The organism is Kineococcus aurantiacus (assembly GCF_013409345.1).
Lineage (GTDB): Bacteria > Actinomycetota > Actinomycetes > Actinomycetales > Kineococcaceae > Kineococcus > Kineococcus aurantiacus.
In genome coordinates this window covers 2,951,513-2,969,190 of record NZ_JACCBB010000001.1, presented here as the reverse complement: position 1 = coordinate 2,969,190, position 17,678 = coordinate 2,951,513, and the positions used below count along the sequence as shown (strand labels likewise).

The following is a 17,678-nucleotide window of genomic DNA, read 5'->3' as shown; positions in this document are numbered from 1 at the left end:
CACGCCGGTGTGCGACTGGTCCGCGGGGCGGTCAGCAGGTCACGCCCAACGCCTGGTTGACCGTGGCCAGGGTGCGGTCGGCGACGGCGCCGGCGTGCTCGCCACCCGCTGCCAGGACGGCCCGCAGGTGGTCGTCCGCGTCGGCGAGCTCACGACGCCGCTGCCGCAGCGGACGCAGGTGCTCGTTGACCGCCTCGGTCACCACCTCCTTCAAGGCCGCGGCCCCGCCGTCGCCGACCTCCTCCGCCACCGCCTCCGGGGTGGTGCCCCGGCACAGCGCAGCGGTCAGCAGCAGGCTGGACACCTCGGGTCGGTGGACGGGGTCGTAGGTGGTGCGCCGCTGCGCGTCGGTCCTGGCCGAGCGGATCAACCGGGCGGTCTCATCGGCGCTGGCGCGCAGGGGGATCGCGTTGCCGGCGCTCTTGCTCATCTTCGCCCCGTCGGTGCCCAGCAGCAGCGGGGCCGACGACAGCAGCGCCTCCGGTCCGGCGAAGACCTCCCGCCCGCCCGCGTACCGGTCGTTGAAGCGCCGGGCGATGACCCGGGCGGTCTCCAGGTGCGGCAACTGGTCCTGGCCCACCGGGACGAGGTTGGCGCCGCAGAACAGGATGTCCGCGGCCTGGTGCACCGGGTAGGTCAGCAGCAGCCCGCTCATCCCCCGTCCGGCGGCCCCACCCCGCGCGGCGGCAGCTGCGGCCTCGGCCTTCACCGTGGGGTTCCGCTGCAGTTCCGCGACGGTGACCAGGCTCAGGAACGGCAGCACCAGCTGGTTCAACGCGGGCACCGCGCTGTGGGTGAAGACCGTCGCGCCGGAACCACCCGGACCGTCCGGGCCGGTCGACGTGGCGGTGCGGGGAACCAGACCGGCGGCGAGGTGGTCCAGCAGCAGTTCCCGCACGTTCCCCCGCACGTCACCAGCCACGTCCCGGTCGGTGATGACCTGGTAGTCGGCGATCACCACGAACACCTCGACCCCGGCCGCCTGCAACCGCACCCGGTTGGCCAGGGTGCCGAAGTAGTGACCCAGGTGCAGCGGACCGGTCGGCCGGTCGCCGGTGAGGACGCGGAACCGCCCCGGGTCGGAGGAGATCAGCTGCTCGAGCTCGGCGCTGCGCCGCTGCGCGGCGACGACGGACGGTGTCGAGGACGCCGCCGGAACAGGAGTGGGCGTGGGGGATGGGGTGGAGTCGGGCACGGGAGTTCCTCAGGTCGGGGAGCCGCCCACCGAGGAGTGCCCGGGAACCACCGTGCGAGGTGGGTCCGAACCGCCGCGGGGCAGCTCGGACAGGTCCGGTCGCAGCCGCTACAGCGACTGCCACCAGGTGCACGGGATCGTCAGCACGCCACCACGCTAGCCAGCCGCTGCCGGGCCGGGCCAGGGTTTTACGCCCTCGTGGCGCCGGCCGGGGAACCGCCGACCGCGCTGTCCTGCCGCACAGCGGGGAGCCGGTCGAGCTCAGCTCACTCGTCGAGCTCGTGGCGGTGCGCCTCACGGAAGACCGACAACTCGTCGTCGTCCAGCCACTCCAGCTGCCACTGCTGATCCAGCCACGTGAAGACGCCCCGGTCAGCATCGTCCAGCAACTGCCGGAGGCCCTCACCCCAGGCCTGGTGGTTCGCCCGGTGCTCCTCACCCGGTCGACCGCTGGGGTCCCACGTCGAGGTGACCTCCGCGTCCCCCCACACGTGGCCGTCGACCAGGTGGAACGGCGCTGACCAGCGCCGCCACCACAGGTGACCCTCCGGCCGCGGGTGGACGAGGTCGACGGTGAAGAACGCGGTCCCCACTCGACCGTCGCGTCCGCGCAGCCGGGCCGCTCGATCGCGGAACCGCTCGAGACGCCGGTCCTGCACCGGGGTCGGGAACGGCGGCGGGCTCCAGGGCACGAGCCGATGCTGGCACGCCGCGACGACCCACCGCTCGGAGCGCCGACCGCGGCAGCGCCGTCACCCTCCGTGCGCCCCCTCACCCGGGTGGGGGTCCTCGGCCCCCGAGCACCCTGGACGACCCGCGCCGGCCGACAGACTGGACCGGTGGAACGGCGGAGACGGCACCCCGTGCCGCGACGAGCGGTGCTGGCCGGAACTCTCACCACGGCCGCCTTCGCGGCGTGGCGGTGGGGGTTCTCCCCCACCGTGGGGACGGGGACCCTCCTCCCCTGGACGGTCCTCGGTCTCGTCGTGGTCCTCGCCACGATCGGCGCCGACCGCCTCACCCGGCCCTTCGTCGGGACCGCCACCACCGCCGTCGCAGCCGCCGTGGCCGACCTGCTCACCGGGGCAGGGCACGACTCGGCGCCGTCCGGGGTGCTCGACGTCCTCGACGAGTTCCTGTACGCGGCCTTCGCCGCCGGTGCGCTGGCCGCCGCGGTCAGTGGCGGGCACCTGCTGTTCGCCAGGCTCCCCCGGGCCCACCGGCCCCGGGCCGGGGCCGTCGCGATCCTCGGCGCCTCGGCGTGGGTGGCGTGGATGGGGTGGTGGCCCCTGGACAACAGCGGCCCCGCCCGCGCGGGCGTCCTGGTCGCCGCGGCCGCAGGAACCCTGGTCCTCGCCACCGTCCTCGGCGAACTCACCCTCGGCCGGTGGCGGGGAGCGGTGTTCGCCCTGGTCCCGGCCGCGCTGCTCGCGGTGGCGCCCCTGGCGGCGTCGGACTCCTTGGGGCTGGTCGTGTGGATGGGTTTGACCACGGGCGCCGCGGTCGTCTGCCTGACGGCGGTGGGCGTGGTCGCGGCCGTCCGCGGAACCCACCGGCGCCTGCGCCCCGCCGCACGCTGACCGGCTCCGGCTCCCCGCCGTCAGACGGCCCGGACCACCAGGACCGCGTGGGGACGTCGCTCCCCTTCCCGGGGCCGCTGCAGGCGGTCGACCTCCGCGAAGCCGGCCGCGGCGAGTCGGCCCACCAGCTCCTCCACCGGCCACCGGTACGCCGTCGTGACCTTGTGCTCGAACGGTTCGCACACCGCGCCCTCGAAGAAACCCACGACGAGCACCCCACCCGGGGCCAGGAGCCGGCGGACACCGACCAGGGCACCGTCCAACTGGCCGGGGTCAAGGTGGATGAGTGAGTACCACGCGAGCACCCCGGCCACGGAGGCGTCCGCGCGGGCCACGTCGAGCAGCGACCCCACCTCGAAGGGCACGCCCGGGTGGGTCCGGCGGGCGTGGGCGATGAACTCCGGCACCAGGTCGATGCCCGTCACCTCGCACCCCGCGGCGTGCAGGTGGCCCGTCAGGTGCCCCGGACCGCAGCCCAGGTCCAGGACCGGGCCGGTCAGGTGCCCCAGGTGCCGTTCGATCAGTCGCAGGTCGTCACGGTGCACGGCCTCCACCGACCCCAGCAGGTCGATGTACTGCCGCGCGAGCGAGGAGTAGGCCTGCTGGACGTCCGGGGAACTCACGGCGCGCACGCTACCCAGCGCCTCGTCCTCCTCAGGGCGCGGCAGGACCCCGTCGCCCCGTCAGGCGGTCAGCCGCCCGCTGGACGCGCGCCAGACGGCTGTCGAGCGCCCGCTGCCGGGCCCGGCGCACCGTCTCGGGGTCAGCCGTCCGGGCTGAACCGTGGTCGAAGGGAGGCGCCGGGTCGTACTCCAACGCCAGCTGCACCCCCCGGGCCACGTCCTCACCGCACTCCAGCGCCGCCAGCTGCAGCGCGAAGTCGATGCCGGACGTGATGCCCGCCCCGGTGACGACCCGACCGTCGACGACCACGCGCTCGGACACCGGTTCCACCCCGAACTCGGCGAGCATTCCCAGCGAGGCCCAGTGACTGGTGGCCCGCCTGCCGTCGAGCAGCCCCGCAGCAGCCAGGGCGAAGGAACCCGTGCACACTGAGGTGACCCAGCGCGCCGTGGCGGCCTGCCGGCGCAGGAAGTCCAGCGCGGCCTCGTCCTCGAACAGGTCGAAGGCGCCCTCTCCCCCGGGCACGAACAGGACGTCCGCCGGTGGGCAGTCGGTCAGGGTGGTGGTGGGCACGACGGACCAGCCGCAGTCGGTGACCACCGGCGCGGTCTCGTGCCAGGCCAGGTGGACCCGGGAGCCGGGGAGGCGGTCGAAGACCTGCGCCGGCGCGGTGAAGTCCAGCTGCGTCACTTGCGGGAACAGCAGTACGACGATCTGCAGCTCAGGCACGGGGCCAGCCTAGGCAGCCGGCGGACGACGGCGCGGTCGTGGCACCCTGCGGGCGCTGTCGCGTTCATCGCACGGTCAGGAGCCTCAGCGACCGCTCCGCTGCGAGCGGTGGTCCCGCCCAGGGCCTGTCCTGCAGATCGTGGAGGGGCGACTTCACGGTCAGGGACGTCACGGTCAGGGACGTCACGGTCATGCCGATCTCCGTGCGTTGTCCTTGCACTTGATCACGGCGAGAGTGGACTCATGCCGCGACGCTGGGTCCCCGCCATCGCACCCGACGACACCGGCGTCCCCGCGCACGGTCCCCTCCTGCTCAGCCAAGCCAGCGGCATCCGCGCCGAGCTCGACCACGTCCAAGCCCACGCCCGACCTGCTGGCCTGATGCTGCACCTGCGCCTGCACGCGGACGGTCCACGCGCCGAGACCGCCCGCTGGCAAATGATCGACGGTCCCCGTCAGAAGCTGGACCCCGCCGGCGGCAAGCCCCCCGGCTCAGAGCCGGTGCTGCGGGTGGCGCTCAACGATCTCGCCGACCAGGTCCACGCCAAGACGACGTCGATGCACACCTTCGAGGACACGACGACTAACGAGGTTCGCTTCGTTCTGGAGTCCAGCTACTGGATCAACGAGCTGCCCGTGGACGGCCGCATGCACGTGAGCTTCACCTGGCCCCAGACGGGGCTATCAGACGCTGCCCACACTCTCGTCCTGACCTTGCCCACCTGAGAGCCACCGTTCGTACCGCACGGTCATCCCGCGATCCGAGCGCGACCCGACCGTGCGCTGGGTCGTGATCCGCAGGACAGGTTCTGGTACGTCTCGGCGGTCGGCCCCGGCCACAGGACGCCGATCAGCCAGTTCCCGACGAGCAGGGCGGCGACGAGTGCGAGGACGACGACCGCACCGAGCACCCGTGCGTCCTTCACGCTCCCCCTCCTCCCTGGTGTCGTGCGTTCGACGACCTCGTGGTCCCGCCGGGGGTCAGTGCCCCGAGTCGGTGGTGGCCAGCACGACCCCCAGCCCGATCATGGACACGCCTCCCACCCGACCGGTGGTCCGCAGGCGGGCCGGGGTGCCGGACAGCCACGTGCGCGCGCGACCGGCGACCAGCGCCCAGACGGTGTCGGAGACCAGCCCGATGACGATCGGCACCAGCGCCAGGACCAGCAGCTGCCGCAGGACGTGCCCGGCGGCGGGGTCCACGAACGGCGGCAGGATCGCGGCGAAGACGATGTAGGGCTTGGGGTTGGTCATCGCCACGACCACGCCGGTGCGCATCGAGCGCCACGGCCGCCCACCCGTGGTGCTGCGTCCATCGGCGGGCACGGCCGGGGTGGCGGGGTGCAGGCCGTGGCCGGCGTGGCGGACGGCCTGCACCCCCAGCCAGAGGAGGTAGGCCGCGCCGAGGTACTTCAGGACGTGGAAGACCGTCGTCGAGGCGGTGAGCAGCGCTCCCAGGCCCAGGGCGACGCAGAGGGCCACGAGGTAGCAGCCGACGGCGTTGCCGACCACGCTGGCCAGGGCGGTGTTGCGGCCGTAGCTCAGGGCCCGGCCGACGATGAACAGGACGCTGGGGCCGGGCACGACGATCAGCAGGGCGCAGGCCGCGGCCAGGCCCCACACCTGGCTGGCGGCGATCAGCACGGGACCGTCCCGTCCTGCTGGGGCGTGGTGACCATCGTGGGCTCCTCCGGTGATCGCGGGTGCTGCGACAGTAACCCGCCGACCGCCACGGCCCCGCCCGCTGCCGCGGTGCGTCCCGACGTGCGGCGCCGCGCGGGCGGGGGGTTCACCGCGCCTCGGGGTCCTGGCCGTGGGCGGCGCGGCCACCGTCGACGGGCACGACGGCGCCGTTGACGAACCCGGCGCCGGGTGAGAGCAGGAACGCCACGACGTCGGCGACCTCGGCCGGGGTGCCGACCCGGCCCAGGGGGTGCAGCGCGGCCATCTGCTGCGCCACCTCCGGGTGGGCGGCCAGGTGCTGCTCGTAGCGGGTGGTGGTGATCGACCCCAGGGCGACGGCGTTGGTGCGGATGCCGTCGGGGCCGTGGTCCACCGCGACGGCCCGGGTCAGCCCTTCGACGGCGGCCTTGGCGGTGGCGTAGGGCAGCGCCCCGCGCACCGGTCGCTGGGCCTGGTGGGAGGAGACGTTGACGATCGCCCCCGGGCGGTCGTGACGGCGGTAGTGGTTGACGGCGGTGTGGCAGCCGGTCAGGGCCAGCACCAGGTTGGCGGTGACGGCCCGCTCGATGTCCTCGACGCCGGCGCTCAGCAGGGTGGCGTCGCAGAAGACGGCGGCGTTGTTGACCCACCCGCTCAACGGTCCCAGCGCCTCGGCGCGCTCGGCGGCGCGGACCGCGACCGCGGGGTCACCGGCGTCACCGGTGAGCAGGTGAACGTCGTCGTGCCGCCGGGCGAGGTCACCGGAGAGGTCACCGGTGACGTCGACGACGACCGGCCCGTCGCGGGTGAGGCGTTCGGCGATGACGCGGCCCACGCCCCGCGCGGCACCGGTGACGACGAAGGAGGGGCGGACGGGCACGGGTGGGCTCCTCGACGGCGGGGCGGAGGCAGGGGCGGACACCCCGAGCGTGGTCGGTGCCCGCCGGGACGCCCACCCCCGACGTGCGGGTCGGCCGGAACCCGTCGGGGAACGGGCTTGACCTTGGTGCTGCATCAACCCTCCACCCTGGTCCCAGGCGTTCCCGCGCAGGGCGGGAGCGGCTCGACGAGGAGGAAGCGGAAGATGTCGGCTCTCATCGAGAAGGTCGTCGGCGACATCGGCGAGAAGAAGCGGTGGCAGCAGTACCGGGCGCGGGTGCGGGAACTCCCGCCCGGTCACCGGACGGCGGTCGAGGCGCTGGAGCGGTACCTGCTGCGCCGCGGGGCGATCACCGAGGGCGGTGTCCTCGTGGACCTGCACGAGGAACTCGTGGGGACCTTCGAGCAGGCCGCCTCGCGGGGCACGCCGATCGGCGAGGTCGTCGGCGCCGACCCCGTCCGGTTCGCCGAGGTCCTGCTGGGCGGGTACGCCGCGGGCGAGTGGATCGCCGGGGAGCGGCAGCGGCTGGTCGCCGCGTTCGCCGCCGCGCAGGCGCAGGACGGCGCGGCCTCGTGAGCACCGCGACCGCTGCCGGGCCCGCGATCCGGGTGCGGGGCCTGCAGAAGGCCTACGGCGAGCTGGAGGTGCTGCGCGGGGTGGACTTCGAGGTGGCGCGCGGGAGCGTCTTCGCGCTGCTGGGCTCGAACGGGGCGGGCAAGACCACCGCCGTGCGCATCCTGTCCACCCTGCTGCGGGCCGACGCCGGGACGGTGAGCGTGGACGGTTTCGACGTCGCGACCCGGGCGGGACGGGTGCGGGAGTCGATCAGCCTCACCGGGCAGTTCGCCGCCGTGGACGGGATCCTCACGGGGCGCGAGAACCTCGTGCTGGTCGCCGGGCTGCGCCACCTGCGGCACCCGGGCCGGATCGCCGACGAGCTGCTCGCCCGGTTCGGGTTGACCGAGGCGGGCGGCCGGAGGGCGTCGATGTACTCCGGGGGGATGCGCCGCCGGCTGGACATCGCCATGAGCCTCGTCGGGGACCCGCCGGTCCTCGTGCTGGACGAGCCGACCACGGGGCTGGACCCGCAGTCGCGCCTGGAGGTGTGGCGGAGCGTGCGGGAACTGGCCGAGCGCGGGACGACGGTGCTGCTGACCACGCAGCAGCTGGAGGAAGCCGAGGCACTGGCGGACCGGATCGCGATCCTGCACCGGGGACGCGTCGTCGTCGAGGGCACGCTGGAGGAACTCCGGGGGCTCCTGCCGCCCGCGGAGGTCGAGCGCGTCGAGAAGCTGCCGTCCCTGGAGGACGTCTTCCTCGCCCTCGTCGGCGGGGAACGAGCCGGCGGGGAACGGGCCGGCGGGCGCGCGCCGGGCACGGGGCGGGGGTGAGGACGGTGGTGGCGACGCACGCCCTCGCGGACACCGCCCGCCTGACCGGGCGGTCGCTCAAGCACGTCACGCGCAGCCCCGACACGATCATCACGACCGCCGTCATGCCCGTCGCGATCATGCTGCTGTTCGTCTACGTCCTCGGCGGCGCGATCGACACCGGGCCGCGGGCGGGCTCGGGTTCCTACGTCGACTACACGCTGCCCGGGATCCTGCTCATCACCGTCGCGATGGGCGTCTCCTACACGGCGTTCCGGTTGTCCACCGACGTGCAGGGTGGTTTCTTCGACCGGTTCGGCTCCCTGCCCATCGCCCGGTCGGCGCCGCTGTGGGCGCACGTGCTGACCTCGCTCGCGGCGAACCTCACCTCGCTCGTGCTCGTGGTGGGTGTCGCGCTGCTGATGGGTTTCCGCAGCGGGGCCGGCGTGCTGGGTTGGCTCGCAGCCGTCGGCGTCCTGGTCCTGTTCACCCTGGCGCTGACCTGGGTGGCGGTGGTCGCCGGGTTGTCTGCGACGTCGGCGGAGGGCGCGGGCGCGTTCTCCTACCCGTTGATCCTGCTGCCCTTCGTCAGTTCCGCGTTCGTGCCGACCGGGCCGATGCCCGGGCCGGTGCGGTGGTTCGCCGAGCACCAGCCGGTGACCTCGATCGTGGACACCCTGCGGGCCCTGTTCGCCGGGCAGCCCGTCGACGCGGGCGCCTGGGTGGCGCTGACCTGGTGCGTCGGTGTCCTCGTCCTCGCCCAGGTGCTCGCGTCGGTCGTCCACCGCCGCAGGAACGCCTGAGGGAGGATGCGGTCGTGCTCACCATCAGCCAGCTCGCCGCGCACGCCGGGGTGACCGTGGCCGCGGTGCGCCACTACCACCGGATCGGGCTGCTGCCCGAACCCGACCGCGACCGCTCGGGGTACCGCAGCTACGACGCGGCGGCGGTGGTGCGGCTGATCCGCATCCACGTCCTGGCCAGCGCCGGGGTGCCGCTGGCGCGGGTGGGGGACCTGCTGGACGCCGACGCGCAGGAGTTCACCGAGGGCGTCCGGGAGATCGACGCGCGGCTGCGGGCCGAGGTCCGCCGGTTGCGGGAGACCCGCGAGCGGCTGGCCCGGCTCGCCGCCGGTGAGCAGCTGGCGCTCCCGGCCAGCGTGGTCGGCTACCTGGACCGGCTGCGCGGGCTGGGGGTGGAGGAACGCTACGTCGAGAAGGAGCGCGACGCCTGGATCGTCATCGCGGCCCGGATGCCCGACCAGATCGACGCCATCATCGCCGACAAGCACGAGCGCCTGGACGACCCCGACCTCGTGCGGCTCTACAGCCTGCTGAGCAGCGCCCTGGACTGGAGCGCCGAGGACCCGCGCGTGGTCGAGACCGCTGACGTCCTGGACCGCATCATGACGCGGGCGTTCGCCGCCGGCGACGTCGGCGGGGAGGGCCCGGACGACGAGGTGGTCGCCCTGCTGGACGCCGCAGCGGCCGGGACCTCCCCCGCCGCCGGGCGGCTGCTCGCCCTCCTGGAGGAGCGGGGCTGGAAGGGCATCACGCGCGTGCGGCGCGTCCCCGCCGCGCCGAGCCGCGCGTAGCCCCCGACGCCGCGGTGTGCCGGTCCGCCCCCGGCGGGGAACTGGTGGCCGTGCGCGGGCTACTGGCGCAGCCTGGTCCCGGGCTGGCTGGAGCTGTCCGCCGGCAGGTCGACCTGACCGCCCGCGAACTCCTTGGGCCGGAACCGCCCGGCCCGCAGCCGGCTCTCGATGTCCTCCAGGCTGTGCCCGGTCAGTTCCGGCATCTTCCGGAACAGGAACACGAACGCGGCGACGTTGAACGCGGCGTACAGCCAGAACGTCTGCCCCGTCCCGATGGTGTCCATGACGGTCAGCAGCGTCAGCGTGATGAGCAGGTTCGTCCCCCACAGCGACGCCGACTGCGCGGCGGCCCCGGCGGCCCGGGTGGCCAGCGGGTAGATCTCCGAGCCGGTCAGCCAGCCCATGAGCTGGATGCCGCCGGCGGTGAAGGCCATGAACGCGATGAGGGTGGCGATGATCCACGGCACCTGCGCCTTGCCGTCGTTCCCCGTGACGAAGAACGTGCCCAGCACGATCAGCATCAGCGCGGCCCCGGGCAGGGTGAGCAGGGTCAGGCGCCGGCGCCCGACGCGGTCGATGACGGCCAGGCCGATGAGCTGGACCACGAGGTACGTGGCCCCCAGCCCGACGGAGACCCGCAGCGCCGTGCTGTCGGGGAAGCCGTTGTCGGTGAGGATCGTCGGGGAGTAGTACACGATCATCTCGATGCCGGACAGCTGGGTGAAGACCGCCAGCCCGCACCCGACGACCAGCGCCGGCCGCACCCACGCCTCCCGCAGCCCCCGCCAGCCGCGCGTGCTGGCCCGCTGCTCCTCCTCGACGAGCTCGCTCATCTCCGCCAGCTCACCGCTGACGTCGGCGCCGCCGGGGCGGACCCGTTCCAGGGACCGCCGGGCGTCGTCGCCGCGGTCCGCCGTCAGCAGCCACCGCGGGCTCTCCGGCAGGCGCAGCATGAGGGCGAACATGACGGCCGCGGGGACGGCCGCGGCGCCGATGGAGACGCGCCAGTCGACGGCCTCGCTGGCGCCCACCAGCGTGGCCAGCAGGATCCCGACGCCGATGGCGATCTGGAAGCACAGCACGAGCCGGCCGCGGTACTTCGTGGGCGCGAGCTCGGCGACGTACACCGGGGCGGTCTGGGTGGCCCCGCCCACGGCGAAACCCAGCACCAGGCGCGCCAGGGACAGCAGCTCGGGGTTCGGGGCCAGCGCGGCCCCGACGGTGCCGACGACGAACACCACCGCGACGACGAGCAGGGTGCCGCGACGGCCGCGACGCTCCCCCAGGCGGCTGCAGGTCAGCGCACCGATCACCGCCCCGGCGAGGATCGAGGCCGCGATGAGCTGCTCCCAGCCGTTGCCGATCTCGAACTCGTCGCCGATCTGGAGCAGCGCGCCGGAGATGATGCCGGTGTCGTAGCCGTAGAGGAGCCCGGAGATCGCCGAGACGAGGGCGACGACGACCACCGCCCCCGTCAGCCCGTTCCCGTCCGCAGTGCGTCCCCGCCCGGTCGTTGGGCTCACGGTTCCTCCAGCGTCCCCCGGGGGCGGCTGCCCCGACGTCCCAATCAAGCACTCCCGCGCGCGGACCGCCCGTCGGGGCGTGTGCCGCCGCCGCGGGCCGTCCGCGAGGATCGGGGTCCGCACCGCACCCGAGGAGGCCCCCCGTGACGACCCGCCCGGCCCGACGCTTCGACCAGGTCGACGTGTTCTCCCCCGACCTCCTGGGCGGGAACCCGCTGGCCGTCGTGCACGACGCGGACGGCCTCGACGACGAGGTCCTGCGCCGGTTCGCGGCGTGGACGAACCTGTCCGAGACGGCGTTCCTGCTGCGCCCCACCGACCCCCGCGCCGACTACCGCGTCCGCATCCTCACCCCCGACGAGGAGTTCGACTTCGCGGGGCACCCGACGCTGGGTTCGGCGCAGGCGTGGCTGGCCGCGGGCGGGACCCCCCGGCGCGACGGGGTCGTGGTGCAGGAGTGCGGGATCGGCCTGGTCGAGGTGCGCACCGACGGGGAGCGCCTGAGCTTCACCGCCCCGCCGCTGCTGCGCGAGGAACCGCTGGGGCCCGCGCTGCGCGAGCGCCTGCTCCGGGGCCTGCACCTGGACGGGGACCGGCTGGTGGCGGGCGCGCACCTGGACAACGGGCCCGGCTGGGTGGTGGTGCGGGTCCCCGACGCCGCGACGGTCCTGGCGCTGGACCCCGACCCGGCCGAGCTGGCCGGCCTGTCGGTGGGGGTCGTGGGGAACCACCCCGCCGGGCACGGGTGCGCGGTGGAGGTGCGCGCCTTCAGCGTCTCCCGCGACGGCCGGACCCTCGTGGAGGACCCCGTGACGGGCAGCCTCAACGCGGCCGTGGGGCAGTGGCTGGGCGACCTGCCGGACCGCTACGTCGCGGCCCAGGGCGCCCGGCTGGGCCGCCGCGGCCGGGTGCACGTCGTGCGCGAGGGCGGGCAGGTCCACGTGGGCGGCGCGGCGCGGGTCGTGGTGTCCGGCCAGGTGCGCCTGTGAGGCCCGCCCCGGGTCAGGCGCCGCCGCGCACGGCGTGGCGCAGCAGCACCGCGCCGCCGTCGAACCGCCGCACCTCCAGCAGGTCCAGGTCGACCCGCAGTCCCGTCGGCAGGGCCGGTCTGCCCCCGCCGACGCTCACGGGGTGCAGGAGCAGCAGGCACTCGTCGACCAGGCCGTGCCGGAACGCCTCCGCCCCCAGCGTCGCGCCGCCCACGCTCACGTCCCGGTCCGAGGTCTCCTTCAGCCGCCGGACGGCGTCGGGGTCGAAGCGCCGCTCCAGCCGCGTCCGCGCCGTCGGGACCTGCGCGAGCGTCGAGGAGTAGACGACCTTGTCGGCGTCGCGCCAGATCCCGGCGTACTCGCGCACGACGGCCGGTTCGCCCGCCAGCCACTCGTCGTCCTCCCAGACGCGCATGGTCTCGTACATGCGCCGGCCGTACAGCGACGTGCCGATCCCCCGCTCGTGCTCGTTCCAGAACGCGTGCACCTCCTCGTCGGGCACGGACCAGTCGAAGGCGCCGTCGGCGTCCTCGAGGTGGCCGTCGAGCGAGGTGTTGGCGGCGTAGACCAGCTTGCCCACGGGTGCCTCCGGGTGGACGGGGCTCCAGCCTCCCCGGTCGTGGTGCCGGGGGCAAGGTGCACCGGTGGACGGGCCCGTACCGTGCGGGGGTGACCGACGAGGAGATCCGGGCCGAGTTCGAACGACGGCTGCGCGAGCACGTCGACCCCGGTCTCGTCCGCGACGGCGACGTCCACGTCCTGCACCGCTGGGACCGCCGGGCGCAGGACCCCCCGTTGCGGCTGCACGCCACCGCGGGGCAGCTGGGGCGCCGCTGCCGCGTGGACGAGGGCACCCGCGACGCGCTGTGGCCCGGTTCCCCCGTCGAGGTCGCCGGCCTGAACCTCCTGTTCGTGAACCTCGACGAGGTCGTCGACCTCGCCCTGGACACCGCCCCGGGCGACGTCACGTCGTGCTCGACCCGTACCTGGCCGTGCTCACCGACCCGTCGGTCCCCGACGAGGAACCCCCACCGCCGCCGTCCCTGCCGGACCCGCCCCCGGGGGAGCACCGGTGGGTGGCCCACGCACCGCTCAGCGGTGAGACGTTCCCCCCACCGGGGCCGGACCCGCTCGGCGGGTGAACGCGACGCCCGCGCGGGCGCGCCCTCAGACCTTCCCGCGCAGCAGGCGGCGGAAGTAGACCTGCGGCAGGACGTACCGGTCGAACCACCACGCCGACCGGCGCGGCGTGAACGGGGCCGGCAGCGGCAGGGGGCGGGGTCCGCTGCGGTCGGCCTGCACGAGCATGAGCGCCTTCCGCGAGGTCGTCACCGGCATCACGGTGTACCCGTCGTAGGAGCGCAACCGGCGCCCGACGCGGGCGGCGGCGAGGTTGTGGGCCAGCACCTTCACCTGCTTGCGCAGCGCCCCGCCGGAGGAGCGGGTGCCGATCGAGGCGGCGTCGCCGAGCGCCCAGACGTCGGGGTGGTCCCGGGACCGCAGCGTCAGCGGGTCGACGTCGACGAGCCCGGCGGGCGAGGAGCCCCCCAGCCCGCTGTCGGTGATCCACCCGGGGGCGCGGTAGTGCGGCACGACGTGCGCGTAGGCGACGTCGTCCAGCCGCCGGGTGCCGTCGGGGGTGTCCACCTCGACCGAGCGCAGCACCGGGTCCACGGCCCGCACCCGGGACCGGCGCAGCACCGTGACGCCGTAGGAGGCGAACGCGGCCTCCAGGTGCTCGTCGGCCCCGGCCACGTCCAGCGCCCGCTCCTCCGGCAGCACCACGGTGACGTCCAGGTCGCCCAGCACGCCCTGGCGGCGCCAGTGGTCGCAGGCCATCAGGGCCGGTTTGAGGGCGGTGGGACCGCACGGGGCGGGTTCGGGCGGGACGGTGAAGACCACCGTGCCCCGCCGGACCCCCTTCAGCGCGGGCCACACCAGGGGCGCCGAGCCCGGGACGTACGTCGACCCCGCCCACCCGGCGGCGTAGGCGTCCTGCAGGCCCGGGGTCGCGGCCCAGTCCTCCCGCATCCCGGGGCACAGCACCAGCGTGGTGTACGTGATGACGGCTCCCCGCGCGGTCCGCACGGTGCGCGTCCCGGCGTCGACCGACGCGACGGCGTCCTGCACCCAGCGGCACCCCTCGGGCAGCACCGTGGCCGTGGGGCGTTCCACGTCGGCCGGGGTGGCCCGGCCGGCCCCGACGTAGTTCAGCAGCGGGCGGTAGCGGTGCACCGGCGACGGTTCGACGATCGCGACGTCGCGGGCGCCGTCGCGCAGGATCTTGGCGGCCAGGGAGGTCCCGGCGTTGCCGGCCCCCACGACGAGGACGTCGGCGTGGGTGACCGGCTCGCCGGGGCGGGCGGGAGGGCGCGGGGTGGGCACGGGGCAACCCTCACCGCCGGACCCCGCTCCCGCCAGTCGGCGCGGCGCGGCCTCAGACCAGCCGCATCGCCTCGGTGAGGGTGGCCCGCAGGACCTGCTCCATCTCGTCGAACTCCGCCTGCCCGGACGTCAGCGGCGGCGCGACCTGGATGACGGGTTCGCCGCGGTCGTCGGGCCGGCAGTACAGGCCGTTGCGGAACAGGGCCCCGGGCAGGAACTGCTTGATGAGCGTCTCGCGCTCGTCCGGCCCGAACGTCTCCTTCGTCGCCTTGTCCTTGACGAGCTCGACGGCCCAGAAGTAGCCGTCGCCGCGGACGTCGCCGACGATGTCGAGGTCGAGCAGCTTGCGCAGGGTGGCGCCCAGCGCCTGCTCGTTGTCCAGGACGTTCTGGTTCAGGCCCTCGCGCTCGAAGATGTCGAGGTTGGCCAGCGAGACGGCCGCCGAGACGGGGTGACCGGCGAAGGTGTACCCGTGCGGGAAGAAGTTCTTGCCCTGCAGGAACGGTTCCATGACGCGGTCGGTGGTGATCATCGCGCCGATGGGCCCGTACCCGGAGCTCATGCCCTTGGCGCAGGTGATGATGTCCGGCTGGTAGCCGAACTTCTCGGCCGCGAACATCGTGCCGTGGCGGCCGAAGCCGCAGATGACCTCGTCGGAGACGAGCAGCACGTCGTGGCGGTCGCAGATCTCGCGGACCCGCTGGAAGTACCCCGGCGGCGGGGTGAAGCACCCGCCGGAGTTCTGCACCGGTTCCAGGACCACGGCGGCCACGGTCTCGGGGCCCTCGAAGAGGATGGCCTCCTCGATGCGGTCGGCCGCCCACTTCCCGAACAGCACCGGGTCGGTGGGGGCGCCCATGCGCTCGGCGCGGTAGATGTTCGTGTTCGGCACCCGGAAACCCCCCGGGGTCAGCGGCTCGAACGCCTGCTTCATGGCCGGCAGGCCCGTGATGGCCAGCGCGCCCTGCGGGGTGCCGTGGTAGGCGGTCGCGCGCGAGATCACTTTGTGCTTCATCGGTTTCCCGGTGAGCTTGAAGTACTGCTTGGCGACCTTCCAGGCGCTCTCGACGGCCTCACCGCCACCGGTGGTGAAGAACACCCGGTTCAGGTCCCCGGGGGCGTACCCGGCGATCCGGTCGGCCAGCTCGATCGCCGGCTCGGTCGCGTACCCCCACACGGGGAAGAAGGCCAGCTCGCGGGCCTGCTTGGCCATGACCTCGGCGAGCTCGGCGCGGCCGTGGCCGACCTGGACGACGAACAGGCCGGACAGGCCGTCGAGGACCTTGCGGCCCTGGTCGTCCCAGATGTACGCGCCCTCGCCCTTGACGATGACGGGCGCGGGCCGGTCCTGGTAGGCGCCCATGCGCGCGAAGTGCATCCACAGGTGGTCGCGGGCGGCCTCGGTGAGCCCGGAGCCCCCCGTCCCCGCCACGCTCTGCTCGGTCACGGTCATGTCCGCCTCCTCCAGGTCGCACGACGTGCGGTTCCGATCGTCCCAGCCTGGCCGTGGGCGGCCGCGAACTCCAGCGACGTTCCGTCGGCCCCCGGCCCCGTGCGCCGACGTCCCGTCGTACCCTCGGCCCGTGCTGACGGTCGCCGACGTCCTGGCCCTGCCGGTGCTCGCGGGCGGGTCCCCGCACGTCGTGGCCGGGCACGACCGCCTCGACGCACCCGTGCGCTGGGCCCACGTCACCGAGCAGGCCGACGTCGCGGGCCTCCTCGACGGCGGCGAGCTGCTGCTGTCGACCGGCCTGGGCTGGCGCGGCGCCGCGTTCGACGCGCGGGCGTTCGTCACCTCCCTCGTCGAGGCCGGGGTCGCCGGGCTCGTCGTCGACGTCACCGAGCACCTCGTCGCCCTGCCCCCCGAGCTGGTGCGGGCGGCGCGCGCCGCGGCGCTTCCGCTGGTGGAGCTGCACCGGGTGGTCCGCTTCGTGGAGGTCACCGAGCAGATCCACGGCCGCCTGCTGCACGACCAGTACGAGCGGCTGCGCTTCGCCGAGCAGGTGCACTCGACGTTCGCCTCGCTGGCGGCCGCCGCGACCTCCACGCAGGAGGTCCTGGACCGGGCGGCGGGGCTGCTGGGCGGCCCGGTCGTGCTGGAGGACCTCGGTCACCGCGCCGTGGCGCACGCCGCCGGACCCCACGGGGCCGGGTTGCTGGTGGACTGGCCCCGCCGGTCGCGGCGCGAGGCCGCCAACGAGGGGTGGCTCGTGGTCGCCGCGGGCCCGGCCGGGGACCGCTGGGCCCGCCTCATCGCCCCGGGCCCCGTCGCGGCCCCGGACGGCCGGCTCGTGCTGGAGCGCGCCGCGGAGGTCCTGACGGTCCTGCGCCTGCTCCAGGGCGGCACGGCCGGCGGGGACGACCTGGCGCTGCGCGCCCACGACGACCTCGTCCACGACCTGCTGCGGGCCCGCGCCGTCGACGAGACCGCGCTGCGGCAGCGGCTGCGGGCCCTGGGGGTCAGCGCCCGCGGCGGCTACACCGCCGTCGCGGTGGTCGGCGCCGAGCGGGCCGAGGTGTCCCGGGCCCTGGCCGCCACCCGGGTCCCGGGGGTCACCGGCACGGTCGGCGACCGCGAGGGACCCGTCGTCGGGGTGCTGCTGGTGGGCGCCGCCCGCACCGTCGAGGAGTGCCTGCCGCGGCTGGCGGCGGCGCTGCCGGGCGCGGCGACGCTGGCGACCTCCGACCACGTCGAGCAGATCAGCGCGACGGGGCCGGGGTTCGCCGAGGCGCGGCACGTCGCGCAGGTGGCCGCGGCCTCCCCGGGCCGCGCGCCCGGGCAGGTGCACCGCACCGCCGACCTGGGGGTGCGCGGGCTGCTGTGGCGGCTGCGGGCGGACGCGCGGCTGGCGGAGTTCGCCGAGCTGCAGCTCGCGCCGCTGCTCGACCGCGCCGACGACCTGGCGCTGCTGCGCGACTACCTGGAGGTCGGCGGGTCCATGACGCGGCTGGCCGGGCGGCTGCACCTGTCGCGGCCGGCCGCGTACGGGCGGGTCGAGCGGCTGTCCCGGCGGCTGGGGCGCGACCTGGAGGACCCCGAGGTGCGCCTGGGCCTGCACCTGGCCCTGCTCACCGAGCCCACGTCCCCCGGCTCCCCCGGCCCGGCCGGTTCCCCGGGCGGCGGTCCCTGACGGGCGCGCGGTGGCT

Annotated in this window: 20 protein-coding genes; 9 read left to right on the top strand and 11 right to left on the bottom strand. The window is 74.8% G+C overall.

The features are described 5' to 3' along the window. Window positions 1–31 precede the first annotated feature (31 nt). Together trpS and BJ968_RS14355 are read right to left on the bottom strand one after the other, a co-directional pair. A complete protein-coding gene (gene trpS, locus BJ968_RS14360; protein WP_179752943.1) occupies window positions 32–1,195 on the bottom strand; it encodes a tryptophan--tRNA ligase in 1,164 nt (387 codons plus the stop codon). Window positions 1,196–1,461: 266 nt separating this feature from the next. Next, window positions 1,462–1,887, bottom strand: a complete 426-nt coding sequence (locus BJ968_RS14355) for a hypothetical protein (RefSeq protein WP_179752941.1) — start codon at window positions 1,885–1,887, stop codon at window positions 1,462–1,464. Window positions 1,888–2,058: 171 nt separating this feature from the next. Between BJ968_RS14355 and BJ968_RS14350 the strand changes: the two genes are divergently transcribed. Next, complete coding sequence (locus BJ968_RS14350) at window positions 2,059–2,775, top strand: hypothetical protein (RefSeq protein WP_179752939.1); 717 nt, start codon at window positions 2,059–2,061, stop codon at window positions 2,773–2,775. A 20-nt stretch (window positions 2,776–2,795) separates the two neighbouring features. Here the strand turns inward: BJ968_RS14350 and BJ968_RS14345 are convergent, their stop codons facing one another. Beyond that, window positions 2,796–3,398 carry a methyltransferase domain-containing protein gene (locus BJ968_RS14345; protein WP_179752937.1) on the bottom strand — a complete coding sequence of 201 codons (603 nt, stop codon included), beginning with the start codon at window positions 3,396–3,398 and terminating at the stop codon, window positions 2,796–2,798. 31 nt (window positions 3,399–3,429) lie between these two features. Continuing rightward, entirely contained in the window at window positions 3,430–4,128 is a 699-nt protein-coding gene (locus BJ968_RS14340) for a DJ-1/PfpI family protein (protein ID WP_179752935.1), read from the bottom strand. Between the two features lie 243 nt (window positions 4,129–4,371). Here BJ968_RS14340 and BJ968_RS14335 point away from each other — a divergent pair, with 243 nt between their 5' ends. Further along, entirely contained in the window at window positions 4,372–4,854 is a 483-nt protein-coding gene (locus tag BJ968_RS14335; protein WP_179752933.1) for a hypothetical protein, read from the top strand. A gap of 23 nt (window positions 4,855–4,877) precedes the next feature. On the opposite strand, the gene BJ968_RS14330 is transcribed toward BJ968_RS14335, so the two are convergent. The 3 genes from BJ968_RS14330 to BJ968_RS14320 all read right to left on the bottom strand — a co-directional run bounded on the left by BJ968_RS14330 (window position 4,878) and on the right by BJ968_RS14320 (window position 6,670). Further along, on the bottom strand, window positions 4,878–5,054 hold the full coding sequence (locus BJ968_RS14330; RefSeq protein WP_179752931.1) for a hypothetical protein: 177 nt from the start codon (window positions 5,052–5,054) through the stop codon (window positions 4,878–4,880). Window positions 5,055–5,109: 55 nt separating this feature from the next. Further along, window positions 5,110–5,772 (bottom strand): LysE family translocator, encoded by a 663-nt coding sequence (locus tag BJ968_RS14325; RefSeq protein WP_218885062.1) that lies wholly within the window; start codon window positions 5,770–5,772, stop codon window positions 5,110–5,112. 145 nt (window positions 5,773–5,917) lie between these two features. Beyond that, window positions 5,918–6,670: an SDR family oxidoreductase gene (locus BJ968_RS14320; protein WP_218885061.1), complete on the bottom strand. Its 753-nt coding sequence runs from the start codon at window positions 6,668–6,670 to the stop codon at window positions 5,918–5,920. 204 nt (window positions 6,671–6,874) lie between these two features. On the opposite strand from BJ968_RS14320, the gene BJ968_RS14315 reads away from it, so the two are divergent. From BJ968_RS14315 to BJ968_RS14300, 4 genes are read left to right on the top strand one after another with little or no spacing between them, the layout of a single operon-like run. Next, complete coding sequence (locus BJ968_RS14315; RefSeq protein WP_179752927.1) at window positions 6,875–7,246, top strand: DUF1048 domain-containing protein; 372 nt, start codon at window positions 6,875–6,877, stop codon at window positions 7,244–7,246. Continuing rightward, window positions 7,243–8,061, top strand: a complete 819-nt coding sequence (locus tag BJ968_RS14310; RefSeq protein ID WP_179752925.1) for an ATP-binding cassette domain-containing protein — start codon at window positions 7,243–7,245, stop codon at window positions 8,059–8,061. The genes BJ968_RS14315 and BJ968_RS14310 overlap by 4 nt, the downstream gene beginning before the upstream one ends. Before the next feature lie 8 nt (window positions 8,062–8,069). Then, on the top strand, window positions 8,070–8,843 hold the full coding sequence (locus tag BJ968_RS14305; protein ID WP_179752923.1) for an ABC transporter permease: 774 nt from the start codon (window positions 8,070–8,072) through the stop codon (window positions 8,841–8,843). Between the two features lie 14 nt (window positions 8,844–8,857). Further along, window positions 8,858–9,634, top strand: coding sequence for a MerR family transcriptional regulator (locus tag BJ968_RS14300; RefSeq protein ID WP_179752921.1), 777 nt, complete (start codon window positions 8,858–8,860; stop codon window positions 9,632–9,634). Between the two features lie 59 nt (window positions 9,635–9,693). Here the strand turns inward: BJ968_RS14300 and BJ968_RS14295 are convergent, their stop codons facing one another. Continuing rightward, on the bottom strand, window positions 9,694–11,100 hold the full coding sequence (locus tag BJ968_RS14295) for a sugar porter family MFS transporter (RefSeq protein ID WP_179756727.1): 1,407 nt from the start codon (window positions 11,098–11,100) through the stop codon (window positions 9,694–9,696). 200 nt (window positions 11,101–11,300) lie between these two features. On the opposite strand from BJ968_RS14295, the gene BJ968_RS14290 reads away from it, so the two are divergent. Next, entirely contained in the window at window positions 11,301–12,146 is an 846-nt protein-coding gene (locus BJ968_RS14290; RefSeq protein ID WP_179752919.1) for a PhzF family phenazine biosynthesis isomerase, read from the top strand. Between the two features lie 13 nt (window positions 12,147–12,159). Here BJ968_RS14290 and BJ968_RS14285 read toward each other — a convergent pair whose 3' ends face one another. After that, window positions 12,160–12,726: a dihydrofolate reductase family protein gene (locus BJ968_RS14285; protein ID WP_179752917.1), complete on the bottom strand. Its 567-nt coding sequence runs from the start codon at window positions 12,724–12,726 to the stop codon at window positions 12,160–12,162. A gap of 391 nt (window positions 12,727–13,117) precedes the next feature. Here BJ968_RS14285 and BJ968_RS14280 point away from each other — a divergent pair, with 391 nt between their 5' ends. Next, window positions 13,118–13,288, top strand: a complete 171-nt coding sequence (locus tag BJ968_RS14280) for a hypothetical protein (protein WP_179752915.1) — start codon at window positions 13,118–13,120, stop codon at window positions 13,286–13,288. Window positions 13,289–13,313: 25 nt separating this feature from the next. Here the strand turns inward: BJ968_RS14280 and BJ968_RS14275 are convergent, their stop codons facing one another. Together BJ968_RS14275 and BJ968_RS14270 are read right to left on the bottom strand one after the other, a co-directional pair. Beyond that, window positions 13,314–14,531, bottom strand: a complete 1,218-nt coding sequence (locus tag BJ968_RS14275) for an FAD-dependent oxidoreductase (RefSeq protein ID WP_179752913.1) — start codon at window positions 14,529–14,531, stop codon at window positions 13,314–13,316. Between the two features lie 52 nt (window positions 14,532–14,583). Beyond that, a complete protein-coding gene (locus BJ968_RS14270; RefSeq protein ID WP_179752911.1) occupies window positions 14,584–15,984 on the bottom strand; it encodes an aspartate aminotransferase family protein in 1,401 nt (466 codons plus the stop codon). Between the two features lie 130 nt (window positions 15,985–16,114). Here BJ968_RS14270 and BJ968_RS14265 point away from each other — a divergent pair, with 130 nt between their 5' ends. Then, window positions 16,115–17,662, top strand: a complete 1,548-nt coding sequence (locus BJ968_RS14265; RefSeq protein ID WP_179752909.1) for a PucR family transcriptional regulator ligand-binding domain-containing protein — start codon at window positions 16,115–16,117, stop codon at window positions 17,660–17,662. The last annotated feature ends 16 nt before the right edge of the window (window positions 17,663–17,678 follow it).

Excerpts from the sequence above, each read along its gene's own strand:
- BJ968_RS14270 (WP_179752911.1), bottom strand. The coding sequence starts at position 15,984 with ATGACCGTGACCGAGCAGAGCGTGGCGGGGACGGGGGGCTCCGGGCTC.
- BJ968_RS14335 (WP_179752933.1), top strand. The coding sequence starts at position 4,372 with ATGCCGCGACGCTGGGTCCCCGCCATCGCACCCGACGACACCGGCGTC.
- BJ968_RS14315 (WP_179752927.1), top strand. The coding sequence starts at position 6,875 with ATGTCGGCTCTCATCGAGAAGGTCGTCGGCGACATCGGCGAGAAGAAG.